Genomic DNA, 13791 nt, shown 5'->3' with positions numbered 1-13791 from the left:
GCCCCGCCCCCTCCCCGACGGCGTGCCGGCCGGTCGATTGCTCGGTCGGGGGTGGGGGGGGGGGGCGGGGCGCGGCCCCCCCGGCCGCGCCCGTCCCGCGTCTCCGGTCTGCCCGTTCAGCCTTCGTGGGCCTGGCGGTGGGCCTTGGCGAGCTCCACGTATCCCACCGCGTTGAGCCTGATGCCCTCGCGCTCCTCCCCGGTCAGCTGCCGCTTGACCTTGGCGGGGACTCCGGCGACCAGTGAGCCCGGGGGAACCTGCATCCCCTGCGGGACCAGCGCCTGTGCCGCGATCAGTGAACCCGCGCCGATCCGGGCGCCGTTGAGAACCGTCGCGCCCATGCCCACCAGGACGTCGTCCTCGACCACGCAGCCGTGGAGCACGGCGTTGTGTCCGACCGAGACGCGCTCACCGACCGTCACGGGGAAGCCGGGGTCGCCGTGGACACTGCAATTGTCCTGGATGTTGCTGTCGGCCCCGATGCTGATCGGCCCGCAGTCGGCGCGCAGTACGGCCTGGTACCAGACGCTGGCGCCCGCGGCCAGGGAGACCTCGCCGACGACCACCGAGGTCGGCGTCGCGAAGGCCTCCGCGTCGATGTCCGGCTCCTTGCCGCCCACTCCCGTGATCAACGCCCGCTCCGCCATGGCGTCCTCCTCCGTATTCAGCTCTCGTGTCCCGTCCGGCCGCGGCTGTCCGGCCGCGGCAAGGGAACGGTATGCGACGGCCCGCGGGCGATGGCCGAGTGGGGTGAACATCACAGGGCGTCGCGGTGAGCGGGCCGGGCACCGCCGACTACCGTGAGCGAGTGCCGACGACCAGGAACACGTTCTCCTCCCTTGCCGCCTGGCGGCGCCGTGCCCTGTCCCGGGCCGTGCACCGCGGCTGGCGCTGGGTACGGGAGACAGGCGCGGTCACCGCGGACCGCCCCGGCGCGCTGCGCTTCGGCCGGATCGGCGAGGGCACCCGGCTGGCCTTCCCGCAGGGCACCGTCTTCGGGGAACGATGGATCGAACTGGGCGCGCACTGTGTGATCGGTGAACAGGTCACACTGACCGCGGGACTCATGCCCGACCTCGACCTCGGCCCCGACCCGATCCTGACCCTGGGCGACGGGGTGGTACTGGGCCGCGGCAGCCACGTGGTCGCCGACACCCGGGTGACCATCGGCCCGGACACGTACTGCGGGCCCTACGTCTACATCACCTCCACGAACCACAGCTACGACGACCCGCACGAGCCGGTCGGCCGGCAGTGGCCCCGGATGGAACCCGTCGCCATCGGGCCCGGCTGCTGGATCGGCACCGGAGCGGTGATCCTTCCCGGCGCCGTGCTCGGGCGCAACGTGGTGGTCGCCGCGGGCGCGGTGGTACGGGGTGCGGTGCCCGACCACGCGGTGGTGGCCGGTGCCCCCGCCCGCGTCGTACGCAGCTGGGATCCCGAGAAGGGCTGGCAGCCGCCGCTGCGTACCCCCGCACCGGTCCCGATACCCGCGGACGCCACCCCCGAGCAACTGCTGGCCCTGGCGGAACCGGCCGAGCCGGAGAACCCGCCCGCCGGATGACCACGCAGTACAGTGCGGTGCACGGTGGAGTTCACCCCACCACAGTGCGATATTTTTGACCTTTTCATCCAGAATCTTGGACGGAATGTGGCAGATCTTGATCAGCTCACCCAAGCGCTGGCCCGTAACCTCAAGCGCTGGCGCAGAGAGCGCGGCTTCACCCTGGACGTGCTCGCCGCCCGTTCCGGAGTCAGCCGCGGCATGATCATCCAGATCGAGCAGGCCCGCACCAACCCGAGTGTCGGCACCACGGTCAAGCTGGCTGACGCGCTGGGCATCAGCATCACCACGCTCCTCGACCACGAACAGGGCTCCCCGGTCCAACTGGTGCCCGGGAGCCAGGCGGTATGCCTGTGGTCCACCGAGGCGGGCAGCTCCACCGTCCTCCATATCGGCGCGGAGGCGCGCGGCCCGCTCGAACTCTGGTCCTGGCGCCTCATGCCAGGCGAGGGCACCACGTCCGACCCGCACCCCGAGGGCACCGTCGAACTGCTGCACGTCACCGCGGGCGAACTCACCCTGGTCGTTGACGGCACGACATACACCCTGCCGGCCGGTGACTCCGCCTCCTTCGAGGCACACCACCCGCACACCTACCGCAACGACGGTCCCGAACCGGCCGAGATCACCATGACGGTCTCCATCCCGCCCGTGGGCTGAGACGGCCGCCGGGTCCGGGGAGAGGCTCAGCCGTGCTCGTGGCACAGGGCACGGAGCGGGGCGGGAGCGCGGTGGGACGGCAGCCAGTGGGCGGCGAAGTCCACGGCGTCGGTGATGCGGAAGAGACGGCTCGTCGCGGTGCCCACCGGGCCGGTGCGCACCAGGAGGCCGCGGGCGCGGGCGAAGTCCGCGCCCAGGGCCGTGAAGTCGCTGTCGTCGAGCGCGACGTCCTCGTACTCCCACCACTGGCGCAGGCCCCCGGCCGTCACCACACAGCGGTAGATCCGGCGGGGCGGGGCGGGCACGCGGTACTCGCCGAGGTGGAAGGCGGTGCAGGTGCCGAAGCCGGTGCCCAGCATCAGGACCTGGGCCCGTGACGCGTAGAGCCGGGCCAGGGGCGAGTCCTCGCCGAGATGACAGTCGGGGCGGTGACCCGCCAGAAGGTTCCGGGCCCCCGGGCCGACCGCGGCGAACGACGTCTGCGGGTGCCCGCTGCGCACCGCGCCCTGACTGAGCCGTACGGTCTCCGCCAGACGGCCCATCGACGGCGCGGGCGAGACAGCGGGGTCGAACGGCGGCATCCCCGCCCGTACCGCCTTCCGGGCCTGGTCGTCCAGACCGCGTACGCGGTCGAGATAGTGCGGCGAGGTGTCGGAATTCTCCGGAGTGAAGGCGGGGACGACAAGCGTTCCGTCCCCGCCGAGCGCATCGCGCAGCGCACCGGCCACCGCACGGGCCCCACCGCTCACCGGGCCCACCGCGCGCATCGAGGCGTGCACCAGAAGGACCCCGCCCGGCTCCACGCCGAGCGCCGTCAGCTGACCGGCCAGCCCGGCCCGGCTGTGAGTGACGGCAGGCGCAGTCGAAGTAGTCACAGCGGGCCATTGTCCCAGCCGGACGCCCGCCACGACACCGCGCACATCTGGACGAAGCGCGCGGGCGGGCGGAGTCAGCCGCTCAGCGCCGGGATCTCGATGGCGGGGCACCGGTCCATGACCATGTCCAGCCCGGCCGCACGGGTGCGGTCGTACGCTGCCGTGTCGATCACGCCGAGCTGGAACCAGACGGCCCTGGCGCCCGCCGCGACCGCCTCGTCGGCCACCGCGCCCGCCAGCTCGCTGTTGACGAACACGTCCACCACATCGACCGGGAAGGGGATGGCGGCCAGTGAGGCGTAACCGTCCTCGCCGTGCACCCGCTCGGCCTTCGGATGGACCGGGACCACCCGCTTGCCGAAGCGCTGGAGCACCTCCGCGACGCGGTAGGCCGCACGCGAGCGGTTGTCGGACAGGCCCACCACGGCCCAGGTGTCGCCGGTCTCCCGGAGGATCCGGCGGATCGTCTCGTCGTCTGCGTACATGACCGGCTCAACGGACGGCGGCCCCCGGCCATTCCCGCCCGGGGCATAGGGTGGCCGGATGCAGGAGCAGTACCGGACCGTCGCCGAAGCGGGCGTGCACGAGACCGAGATCAACCGATCGCGCTTCATCTGCGCGCTCGCCCCCGCCGCGACCGAGCGGGAGGCGCAGGAATTCGTCGCACGCGTCCGCGCCGAGCACCCGGCCGCCACCCACAACTGCTTCGCGTACGTGATCGGCGCCGACGCCTCCGTGCAGAAGGCGAGCGACGACGGGGAGCCCGGCGGCACCGCGGGCGTGCCCATGCTCCAGATGCTGACCCGCCGGGACATGCGCTACGTCGTCGCCGTCGTCACCCGCTACTACGGCGGGGTCAAGCTCGGGGCGGGCGGGCTGATCAGGGCCTACGGGGGAGTGGTCGGCGAGGCCATCGACGCGCTCGGCACCGTCACCCGCCACCGGTACCGCCTCGCCACCGTCACCGTCGGCCACCAGCGCGCGGGCAAGCTGGAGAACGACCTCCGCGCCACCGGCCGCTCCGTGCGCGAGGTCCGCTACGCCGAGGCCGTCGTCATCGAGATCGGGCTGCCGGACGCCGACGTCGAGGCCTTCCGCAGCTGGCTGGCGGACGCGACGGCGGGCGAGGCCGAGCTGGAACTGGGCGGAGAGGCGTACGGGGACGCCTGACGGAAGCGGCGCCGAAGCGGGCCGGGTCGTGCGGATCTGATCTCCGGAGCGGGCCCGCGTCCCGGTTTCCGGCCGTGGCCCGGACGCGGTCCGCGGTGATGCGAGACTGTCTGGGGCCGGTCGTGGCGTGCGGCGGCCGGGTCCGGGGCGGAGGAAGAGAACCATGCGGGTCGGAGCCGGGTCTTGAGAATTCTGCACACATCGGACTGGCACCTGGGCCGTTCGTTCCACCGGGTCTCGCTGCTCGACGCGCAGGCCGCCTACCTGGACCACCTGGTGGCGACGGTGCGGGAGCGCGAGGTGGACGCGGTCGTCGTCGCGGGTGACGTGTACGACAGAGCCGTACCGTCGCTGGCCGCCGTCGAGCTCTTCGACAACGCACTGCACCGGCTCGCCGCCGAGGACGTGCCCACCGTGATGATCTCCGGGAACCACGACTCGGCGCGCAGGCTCGGCGTCGGCGCGGGCCTCATCGGGCGGGCCGGGATCCATCTGCGCACCGACCCCGCCGACTGCGCCACCCCCGTCGTCCTGCGGGACGCGCACGGCGAGGTGGCCTTCTACGGGCTGCCGTACCTGGAACCGGCCCTGGTGAAGGATGTTCTCAAGGCGGACCGGGCAGGCCACGAAGCGGTGCTGGCGGCCGCCATGGAGCGGGTCCGCGCGGATCTGGCGGCCCGCCCCGGCGGCACCCGTTCCGTGGTGCTCGCACACGCGTTCGTCGCGGGCGGCGAGCCCAGCGACAGCGAGCGCGACATCACCGTCGGCGGGGTGGCCGCCGTGCCCGCCGGGGTCTTCGACGGCGCCGACTACGTGGCCCTTGGGCATCTCCACGGCAGTCAGGCCCTCTCCGGGCGGGTCCGCTACTCCGGCTCGCCGCTCGCGTACTCCTTCTCCGAGGCCGGCCACCGCAAGACCATGTGGCTGATCGACCTGGACGCCTCGGGCGCCGTCACGGCCGAGCGCGTCGACTGCCCGGTGCCACGCCCGCTCGCCCGGCTCCGCGGCCCCCTGGACCGGCTCCTGGACGATGCCGCGCTGGAACGCCACCGGGAGTCCTGGGTCGAGGCCACCCTCACCGACCCGGTCCGCCCGGACGAGCCGATGGCCCGGCTGGCCGAACGCTTCCCGCACACGCTCAGTCTCGTCTTCGAACCCGACCGGGCCCCCGACGACCCGCACGCCTCCTACGCCCAGCGCCTCGCGGGGCGCGACGACCAGCAGATCGCGGAGGATTTCGTGGCCCATGTGCGCGGCGGCTCCGCGGCCGACGAACAGGAACGCACCGTGCTGCGCGGCGCCTTCGACCACGTCCGGGTGACGGACGGTCTGCGCGAGGTGAACCGTTGAGGCTGCACCGCCTTGCCGTGACCGCCTTCGGGCCGTTCGGCACCACCCAGGAGATCGATTTCGACGCCCTCTCGTCGGCCGGGCTCTTCCTGCTCCACGGTCCCACCGGCGCCGGGAAGACCTCGGTCCTCGACGCCGTCTGCTACGCCCTGTACGGAGCGGTGCCCGGCGCCCGGCAGAGCCCCGGCACCTCCCTGCGCAGCGACCACGCCCCGGTGGATCTCGCCACCGAGATCAGGCTGGAGCTGACCGTCGGCGGCCGCCGTCTCGAAGTGACCCGGCGCCCCGCCCAGCCCCGCCCCAAGAAGAAGGGCCACGGCTTCACCACCGAGCGGGCGCAGAGCTATCTGCGCGAGCACGACACCGACGACGGATGGCGGCCGCTCAGCCGCTCACACCAGGAGATCGGCGAGGAGATCACCCAGCTCATCGGAATGAGCCGGGAGCAGTTCTGCCAGGTGGTGCTGTTGCCGCAGGGCGATTTCGCGCGCTTCCTGCGGGCCGACGCCGAGGCCCGCGGCAAGCTGCTCGGCAGGCTCTTCGACACCCACCGCTTCGCCGCCGTGGAGGACCGCCTGGCCGAGCTGCGCCGCGGCGCCGAGACCAAGGTCAGGGCCGGGGACGAACGTGTCCTCGCGGTGGTCCAGCGGATCGCCCAGGCCGCCGGACCCACCGGGCGCGAGGTGCCGCTCCCCGAACTCCAGGCCGGTGATCCGGGGCTCGCCGACATCGTGCTGGAGTGGGCGGCGACGGCCCGCAGCGCCGCCCGCGAACGGCTCGACATCGCCACCTGCTCAGTGGGGGCGGCCGAGGGCCGTCAGTCGGAGGCCCGCCAGTGCCTCGACCTGGCCCGCGAAATCGCCGCGCTTCAGCAGCGCCACGCCGACACGCTCCGCCGCGCCGCCGCCCTCGAAACGCGCCGCGCCGACCACGACCGGCACCGTGAACGCCTCGCCTGGGCCCGCAAGGCGGAGCTGGTCGTCCCCGCCATGGAGCTGTGCGAGGAGGCCGAGCGCGCCCACGGCACGGCCTGCCGGCAACGTGACGACGCGCGCGCCGCACTGCCCGGCAGCCTGGGTGAGGCCGGTGCCGAACAGCTGGCGGAGCTGGAGCGGCGGCTGCGCCAGGAGCTGGGCGGCCTGGAGGCAGCCCAGCGCGCCGAACGGCGCAGCGCACGGATCGACACCGAGCGGGCCGCACTGGAGTACCAGGCCAGGGCCGACGACGAACTGATCCGCGAGGCGGAGACCTGGCTCGCCGACTGGGAGACCACCCGCGACGGCCTGCGCGCCCGCATCGAGACGGCCCAGGACGCCGCCACCCGCGCCGAGCAGCTCGCGGGCCGGCTGGAGCCCGCCCGCGCCCGGCTGGCCGCCGCCCGCTGCCGTGACGCACGTGCGGCCCAGGTCTCGGCCGCCACCGACCAGCTCGCCGAGGCCCGCGAACGGGCCGCCGCCGCCCATGAGACCTGGCTGGACCTCCGCGAACGGCGGCTTCGCGACATCGCGGCGGAACTGGCCGCCGAACTGGTCGACGGCGAGGACTGCAAGGTCTGCGGCTCCGCCGAGCACCCCCGGCCGGCCCGCGCCGCCGAGGGACATGTCGACAAAGCCGCCGAGGAGCGGGCGCTCGGCGTCTACCGGCACACCGAGGAAGCACGCACCCGGGCCGAGCGGGAACTCGGGGCCGTACGCGAGCAGTACACGGTGGCCCGTGCGGCCGCGCGGGAGGCGGAGCTTCCGCAGCCGGGGGAGCGGACCGGCACCGCCGGTCCGGCCGGGGCCAGCGCCGACCCCACGGCCGTCGAACTCGCCGCCCTCGTCGACCAGCTGGCAGACCTGCACGCCGAGGCCCACCACACCGCCTCGGGTACGCACGCCGCACGCGAGGCGCTCGCCGCAGCCGAGCGCGAACAGGCCGAACGCCTCGACGGCCGGCGCCTCGCCGAACGCCGCGCCGCGGCCCGTACCTCCCAGCGCGAAGCCCTGGACCGCGAACAGGCCGCCCTGGAGACCGAGCTGGCAACCGCCCGCGGGGAGGCCGCCAGCGTCACCGAACACGCCGCGCTGCTGGAGCGCCGGGTCGCGCTGCTCGCCTCGGCGGCCGAGGCGGTACGTGAGGAGGAGGCGGCCGCGCAGCGCCGCAAGGACGCCGACGACCGGCTCGCGGACGCCGCGTTCCGGGCCGGTTTCGACACCCCGCACGCCGCTGCCGGGGCCCTGGTCGACGACGCCGCGCAGCGCGAGCTCCAGCACCTCGTCGATGCCTGGCAGACCGAGGCGGCGGCGGTGGCCGACCGGCTGGCCGAACCGGACACCCGGGCCGCCGCCGACCGCCCGCGGGCCGAGGTGACCGGGGCGCAGGCCGCGTGCGACGCGGCCGAGCGGTCGCTGCGGGACGCCACCGCGGCGCTGGCCGCCGCACGGGAACGCCGTGCCGAACTCGCCCGGCTCTCCCGGGAGGCCGAGCGGGAGGTGCGCGGGCTCGGCCCGCTGCGCGAGGAGTACGACCGGGTGGCACGCCTGGCCGGGCTCACCGCGGGCACCTCCGCCGACAACGAGCGCAAGATGCGGCTGGAGTCGTACGTGCTCGCCGCCCGGCTCGAACAGGTCGCCGCGGCGGCCACCGCCCGGCTCCAGCGCATGTCGTCCGGGCGCTACACACTGGTCCACTCCGACGCGCGCACCGGGGGCCGCAGATCGGGCCTGGGCCTCCATGTCGTCGACGCCTGGACCGGCCGTGAGCGGGACACGGCGACGCTCTCGGGCGGCGAGACCTTCTTCGCCTCGCTCGCCCTGGCGCTCGGCCTCGCCGACGTCGTCACCGACGAAGCCGGTGGCGTACGGCTGGACACCCTCTTCATCGACGAGGGCTTCGGCAGTCTCGACGAACAGACCCTCGACGAGGTGCTCGACGTACTGGACTCGCTGCGCGAGCGGGACCGCAGTGTCGGAATCGTCAGCCATGTGGCTGATCTGCGCCGCCGTATTCCCGCCCAGCTCGAAGTGGTCAAGGAGCGCCAGGGCTCGGCGGTACGGCACCGCACCACCGGAGAGCAGACCGGCTGACGGCGCCCCGGGCGCACGTCGGCTGACGACGGCGCGCCGGGGCGTGGCCGGGACCACCCGACGGCGCACCGGCGGAGTGGCCGGAACCACCCGACGGCGCGCCGGGAGTGTGGCCGGGCCCGCGGTCCAGGGAACCGGAGCCCGGCCGTCCGGGAGGGGTCAGAGCCGGGACAGCTCCTCGACGAGATCGTCGAGCCCGAGCGGGCCCTGCGACAGCGCCGCCATGTGCCAGGACTTGGCGTCGAAGGCGTCGCCGTGTGCCTTGCGGGCGTTCTCCCGGCCCAGCAGCCAGGCCCGCTCGCCCAGCTTGTAGCCGATGGCCTGCCCCGGCATCGAGAGATAGCGGGTCAGTTCGCTCTCCACGAAGTCGGCGGGACGGCCGCTGTGGTTGCCGAAGAACTCCTGGGCCAGATCCGGGGTCCAGCGCTCGCCCGGGTGGAAGGGGGAGTCCGCCGGGATCTCCATGTCCGCGTGCATGCCGATGTCCACGATCACCCGGCAGGCCCGCATCATCTGCGCGTCCAGGTAGCCCAGGCGGCGCTCCGCGTCCGGCAGGAAGCCCAGCTCGTCCATCAGCCGCTCCGCGTAGAGCGCCCAGCCCTCGCAGTTGGCGCTGACCCCGCCGATCGACGCCTGGTAGCGGGACAGGCTGTCGGCCACGTGCACCCACTGCGCGATCTGCAGATGATGGCCGGGCACGCCCTCGTGGTACCAGGTCGACACCAGGTCGTACACGGGGAAGCGGGTCTCGCCCATCGTGGGGAGCCAGGTGCGGCCGGGCCGGGAGAAGTCCTCCGAGGGGCCGGTGTAGTACGGAGCGGCGGCGCCTCCGGGCGGGGCGATCCGGGATTCCACCTTCCGTACCCGCTCGGCGAGTTCGAAGTGGGTGCCGTCGAGCGCCTCGACCGCCTCGTCCATCAGCTTCTGCAGCCAGGCCTGGACCTCGTCGACTCCCTCGATGTGCGTGCCGTGCACATCGAGATGGGCCAGCGCCTCCCAGGGACCGGCGCCCGGGAGCACCTTCTCGGCCTCGGTCCGCATCTCGCCGAGCAGCCGGTGGTACTCGGACCAGCCGTACGCGTACGCCTCGTCGAGGTCCAGGTCGGTGCCGTTGAAGTAACGCACCCAGCGCGCGTAGCGCTCGCGGCCCACCGTGTCCGGCGCACCCTCGACCGCCGGGGCGTACACCTCGCGCATCCAGTCGCGGAGGGCCGCGACCGACTCGGTGGCCAGCCGGCCACCCTCGTTCAGCGCCGCGCGCAGACCCTCGGGGCCCCCGGCCGCGAACTCCTGGAAGAAACCCTTCCCGCCCTGGCCCGCCCACTCGTCGAGCTGGCCGATGAACGTCGCCGTGGCGCGCGGACCGCCGTACAGCTTGCGCTCGAGACCGAGCGCGAGCGAGGCGCGGTAGCCCTCCAGAGCGGCGGGCACCGCGTGGAGCCGGTCCACGACCGCCGCCCAGTCCTCATCGGTGTCGGTCGGTGTCACCGTGAACACCTCACGGATGCTGTGCGCCGGGGAGGACAGGTTGGAGACGGTACGCAGCCCCTCGTCGGCCTCGTGAACGGCGAGTTCCGCCATGAGGCGTTCGCGCAGCAGGCGGCCGCAGCGGCGCTCGGCCTCGCTGTCCGCACCGGGCAGCTGTTCCGCGGCGTCGAGTTTCACCAGGGTGGTGCGGGCGAGTTCGGCAAGAGCGTCCTGGCCGGCGGGCGAGAAATCGGGAAGGCGGCGCGAGCTCTCCGCGACACCCAGATATGTTCCGGCGACCGGATCGAGTTCGATGAACGCGTCGACGTAGGCGTCGGCGACCTGACGGGGCAGCGCGCTGCTGGGAGTGTCTGACATGCGGACATCCTCGTACGGCGATGGCCTCCGCGTCACATCATTCGGCCTCAGCGATCCGAACCCGACGAAATCGCGGCGGGAGGCAGCATGGGGCCGCATTCCCACTGCTGGAATATCAGCCGCGTCTCGACCCGCGCCACCTCGCGGCGGGAGGTGAACTCGTCCAGGACCAGGCGCTGCAGATCGGCCGTGCCGGTGACGGCGACATGGACCAGGTAGTCGTCCGGGCCGGTGAGATGGAACAGCGCGCGGGACTCCGGCAACGCCCTGATGCGCTCGACGAACGGGCCGATGAGCTCCCTGCGGTGCGGACGGACCTGCACGGAGAGCAGCGCCTCCAGGCTCCGGCCGAGCCGTGCCGGGTCCAGCCGCAGCTGGTGGCCGACGATGACGCCCGACCGGCGGAGCCTGGCCACCCGGTCCAGACAGGTCGACGGCGCGACACCGACCTCGGCGGCCAGCTCGCGGTAGGTGGTCCGGGCGTCGTTCTGCAGCAGCCGCAGAATGTGCAGATCCACCGGATCAAGAGCGACAGAATCAGCCATCGGCCGAATCTAGCACGGGCGTTGCGCCGGACAGGCCGGTGCCTGTTCAGAGTGGGGGCATGGACACCGAAACCCCGATGGCGCCCCCGGTCCCCTACCGCTCCAGGGCGCTCGCCACCGAAGCCGTGCACGCGGGCCGTGACGATCTCGCCGCCCTCGGGCTGCACACCCCGCCGATCGATCTGTCCACCACTTATCCGTCGTACGACTCCAGGGCCGAGGCGGAGCGGATCGACACCTTCGCCGCCACCGGCGCCCGGCTCGAGGGCCCGCCGGTCTACGCACGGCTGGACAACCCGACGACGGCCCGGTTCGAGACCGCCCTCGCCCGGCTCGAAGGAGCTGAGAGCGCCGTCGCGTTCGCCAGCGGAATGGCGGCCCTGACCGCCGTGCTGCTGGCCCGCGCGAGCATGGGCCTGCGCCATGTGGTCGCCGTTCGCCCGCTCTACGGATGCAGCGACCACCTGCTCGGCGCGGGACTGCTGGGTACGGAGGTGACCTGGACCGATCCTGCGGGCATCGCGGACGCGATCCGTCCGGAGACCGGACTGGTGATGGTGGAGACCCCCGCCAATCCGACGCTCGCCGAGGTCGACATCCGGGCGATCGCGCACTCCTGCGGCTCCGTCCCCCTGCTCGTCGACAACACCTTCGCCACTCCGGTGCTCCAGCGGCCCGTCGAGCACGGTGCCCGGATCGTGCTCCACAGCGCCACCAAGTACCTCGGCGGGCACGGCGATGTGATGGGCGGGGTCGTCGCCTGCGACGAGGAGTTCGCGGCCGTTCTGCGGAAGGTGCGGTTCGCCACCGGCGGGGTACTGCACCCGATGGCCGGATTCTTTCTGCTGCGTGGTCTGTCCACCCTTCCGGTCCGGGTACGGGCGGCGTCCGCGAGCGCGGCCGAACTGTCCCGCAGGCTGACCGCCGATCCGCGCGTCGCCCGGGTCCACTACCCGGAACTGGGCGGCGCGATGGTCTCGTTCGAGGTGCACGGCGATCCGCACGAGGTGATCTCGGCCGTCCGGCTCATCACACCGGCGGTCAGCCTCGGCAGTGTGGACACCCTGATCCAGCACCCGGCCTCCATCAGCCATCGCATCGTGGACGAGGGGGACCGGCACGCCTCCGGTGTCGGGGACCGGCTGCTGCGGATGTCGGTCGGCCTGGAGGACGTCGAGGACCTGTGGGCCGACCTGCACCGGGCGCTCGGCGCGCAGGACACCGGGCAACTGCTCTCCGGGGCCGGTGAATCAGCGGCCGGCCTGCTCGTAGGGGGGCAGTGAGCGGACCGGTGCCGCGTCCAGCCGTGCCGTGATGACCAGGGTGCCTTCCTCGATCTGGTAGTCCAGCGGCAGGGCCAGCGCACGCATGGCCGCGACCATGCCGGTGTTCGACGCCTGCGTGACGGCGTAGACGCTCTCGCAACCCGCCTCGGTCGCGAGTGCGACCAGCCGGCGCAGGAGCTCGGAGCCGATGCCGCGGCGCTGCCAGTCGTCCTCGACGAGGAGGGCCACCTCGGTCTCGTCGCCGTCCCAGAGCAGGTGGCCGAGGGCGACCAGTCGGCCCGAGGCCGTCTGCACGGCCAGGGTGCGGCCGAACCGGGGGCCGAGCAGGTGGTCGAGGTAGCGGTCGGCGTCGAGCACCGGCCCGTGGTAGCGCAGCCGCAGCGTGTGATCGGAGCAGCGGTCGTGCATCGCGCGTGCGGCCGGCAGATCGTCCAGGCCTGCGCGGCGTACGGTGATCTCGTTGCCCTCGGGCAGGGTGAGCACCTGTGCGCCGCGCGGGACGCGGGGGCCGAGCCGGGCATCGAGCTCGACCAGGGCGCGTGCCCGGGCGAATTCGGTCGGCGTGAACGGAAGGTGCGGCCGCTCGATCGTGAGGGCGCCCCCCGAGGGATCGCGCAGCCGCATCACCGTGTCCTCCAGCACCCCTTCGACGGGTGCACCCGCGTCGGTCTCTCGTCCGGTGACGGAAACGGCGGGCAGCGAGTGGATGGTGCAGCGACCGAGCAACTGCCTGAGAGCAAGGGGGAGTTCCGCCCCGTCCAGTGCCGTGCGGGTGGCGAGGCCGAGGACACGGGCCGGGGCGTCGACCAGATCGTGGGTGTCGGCCCGCTCGATCCACGTCGAACGGCCCCCGGCCGCTGAGACCGCCCGGCTCAGCTCCCCCGCCAGAAGCCGTGCGGGCGCCCGCAGCAGGAACTCATCCACCGTGCTCCCGCCCAGCGGGTGGGTCTGGAGCGTGAGGATGTCCACCCGGTGCCGGGCGAGGGCGGCGCACACCACCGCCAGACTGCCGGGGGTGTCCCGCACCGTGGTCCGCATCTGCCACAGCACCGTGCCCCCGCCGGGCGCCGCCTCCCCCGTACCGGCCGCCTGACCCGCGCCCGGGGCCGCGTCCGGGGCCGCCCGGGTGGCGGCCTTGGGCCCTGCGCCCAGACCCGTACGCGCGCCGGGGTCCGCGCCCGTGCCGGTATCGTCGCGCGGTGGCGGCGCGTGGCTGTGGCGGCGGGCCCACCAGGTGTGGAACCCGGCCGTCATGGCCAGCACCAGGGCCGAGACGATCAACAGGTACGGCCCGCCCGGCTGGTGACCGATCAGGTTCGCGACGGCGTCGGCCACCGCGACCGCGGTGAACAGCGCGGCCAGCTCGGTCATGTCCCGCCGCCAGTGGTGGCGGCGGGCGGACTTCGAGGATGTCGTATCAGTCATGCA

The 13791-nt window shown here is 73.4% G+C and carries 12 protein-coding genes; 6 read left to right on the top strand and 6 right to left on the bottom strand.

Annotated elements, in window-relative coordinates; translation table 11 throughout:
- Positions 1–116 precede the first annotated feature (116 nt).
- Positions 117–647: a gamma carbonic anhydrase family protein gene (locus tag ACFVWY_RS11950; protein ID WP_389870177.1), complete on the bottom strand. Its 531-nt coding sequence runs from the start codon at positions 645–647 to the stop codon at positions 117–119.
- Positions 648–808: 161 nt separating this feature from the next.
- On the opposite strand from ACFVWY_RS11950, the gene ACFVWY_RS11945 reads away from it, so the two are divergent.
- A complete protein-coding gene (locus ACFVWY_RS11945) occupies positions 809–1564 on the top strand; it encodes an acyltransferase (protein ID WP_389870174.1) in 756 nt (251 codons plus the stop codon).
- A gap of 87 nt (positions 1565–1651) precedes the next feature.
- Positions 1652–2224, top strand: coding sequence for a helix-turn-helix domain-containing protein (locus ACFVWY_RS11940; RefSeq protein ID WP_389870173.1), 573 nt, complete (start codon positions 1652–1654; stop codon positions 2222–2224).
- 26 nt (positions 2225–2250) lie between these two features.
- Here the strand turns inward: ACFVWY_RS11940 and ACFVWY_RS11935 are convergent, their stop codons facing one another.
- Both ACFVWY_RS11935 and ACFVWY_RS11930 read right to left on the bottom strand, forming a co-directional pair.
- The gene (locus ACFVWY_RS11935) at positions 2251–3099 is read right to left on the bottom strand and encodes an aminoglycoside N(3)-acetyltransferase (protein ID WP_389870171.1); all 849 of its coding nucleotides are present in this window, start codon (positions 3097–3099) and stop codon (positions 2251–2253) included.
- 74 nt (positions 3100–3173) lie between these two features.
- On the bottom strand, positions 3174–3584 hold the full coding sequence (locus ACFVWY_RS11930; protein WP_389870168.1) for a CoA-binding protein: 411 nt from the start codon (positions 3582–3584) through the stop codon (positions 3174–3176).
- 58 nt (positions 3585–3642) lie between these two features.
- On the opposite strand from ACFVWY_RS11930, the gene ACFVWY_RS11925 reads away from it, so the two are divergent.
- The 3 genes from ACFVWY_RS11925 (at position 3643) to ACFVWY_RS11915 (ending at position 8687) form a co-directional block, all read left to right on the top strand.
- Complete coding sequence (locus tag ACFVWY_RS11925) at positions 3643–4269, top strand: YigZ family protein (RefSeq protein WP_389870166.1); 627 nt, start codon at positions 3643–3645, stop codon at positions 4267–4269.
- A gap of 183 nt (positions 4270–4452) precedes the next feature.
- Entirely contained in the window at positions 4453–5619 is a 1167-nt protein-coding gene (locus tag ACFVWY_RS11920) for an exonuclease SbcCD subunit D (protein WP_389870164.1), read from the top strand.
- The gene (locus ACFVWY_RS11915; protein ID WP_389870162.1) at positions 5616–8687 is read left to right on the top strand and encodes an AAA family ATPase; all 3072 of its coding nucleotides are present in this window, start codon (positions 5616–5618) and stop codon (positions 8685–8687) included. The genes ACFVWY_RS11920 and ACFVWY_RS11915 overlap by 4 nt, the downstream gene beginning before the upstream one ends.
- A gap of 159 nt (positions 8688–8846) precedes the next feature.
- Here the strand turns inward: ACFVWY_RS11915 and ACFVWY_RS11910 are convergent, their stop codons facing one another.
- Together ACFVWY_RS11910 and ACFVWY_RS11905 are read right to left on the bottom strand one after the other, a co-directional pair.
- The gene (locus ACFVWY_RS11910; protein WP_389870159.1) at positions 8847–10532 is read right to left on the bottom strand and encodes a DUF885 domain-containing protein; all 1686 of its coding nucleotides are present in this window, start codon (positions 10530–10532) and stop codon (positions 8847–8849) included.
- 47 nt (positions 10533–10579) lie between these two features.
- Positions 10580–11077, bottom strand: a complete 498-nt coding sequence (locus tag ACFVWY_RS11905; RefSeq protein WP_389870156.1) for an Lrp/AsnC family transcriptional regulator — start codon at positions 11075–11077, stop codon at positions 10580–10582.
- Between the two features lie 59 nt (positions 11078–11136).
- On the opposite strand from ACFVWY_RS11905, the gene ACFVWY_RS11900 reads away from it, so the two are divergent.
- Positions 11137–12360 (top strand): trans-sulfuration enzyme family protein, encoded by a 1224-nt coding sequence (locus ACFVWY_RS11900; protein WP_389870153.1) that lies wholly within the window; start codon positions 11137–11139, stop codon positions 12358–12360.
- Here ACFVWY_RS11900 and ACFVWY_RS11895 read toward each other — a convergent pair.
- Positions 12328–13788 (bottom strand): GNAT family N-acetyltransferase, encoded by a 1461-nt coding sequence (locus ACFVWY_RS11895; RefSeq protein ID WP_389870151.1) that lies wholly within the window; start codon positions 13786–13788, stop codon positions 12328–12330. The genes ACFVWY_RS11900 and ACFVWY_RS11895 overlap by 33 nt on opposite strands.
- Between the last annotated feature and the right edge of the window lie 3 nt (positions 13789–13791).

The organism is Streptomyces sp. NPDC058195 (genome assembly GCF_042883525.1).
Classification (GTDB): Bacteria; Actinomycetota; Actinomycetes; order Streptomycetales; family Streptomycetaceae; genus Streptomyces.
This window is presented reverse-complemented; position numbering and strand designations above follow the sequence as displayed.

Coding starts and splice junctions, on each gene's coding strand:
- ACFVWY_RS11950 (WP_389870177.1), bottom strand. CDS start 647: ATGGCGGAGCGGGCGTTGATCACGGGAGTGGGCGGCAAGGAGCCGGAC.
- ACFVWY_RS11905 (WP_389870156.1), bottom strand. CDS start 11,077: ATGGCTGATTCTGTCGCTCTTGATCCGGTGGATCTGCACATTCTGCGG.
- ACFVWY_RS11910 (WP_389870159.1), bottom strand. CDS start 10,532: ATGTCAGACACTCCCAGCAGCGCGCTGCCCCGTCAGGTCGCCGACGCC.
- ACFVWY_RS11895 (WP_389870151.1), bottom strand. CDS start 13,788: ATGACTGATACGACATCCTCGAAGTCCGCCCGCCGCCACCACTGGCGG.
- ACFVWY_RS11900 (WP_389870153.1), top strand. CDS start 11,137: ATGGACACCGAAACCCCGATGGCGCCCCCGGTCCCCTACCGCTCCAGG.
- ACFVWY_RS11925 (WP_389870166.1), top strand. CDS start 3,643: ATGCAGGAGCAGTACCGGACCGTCGCCGAAGCGGGCGTGCACGAGACC.
- ACFVWY_RS11930 (WP_389870168.1), bottom strand. CDS start 3,584: ATGTACGCAGACGACGAGACGATCCGCCGGATCCTCCGGGAGACCGGC.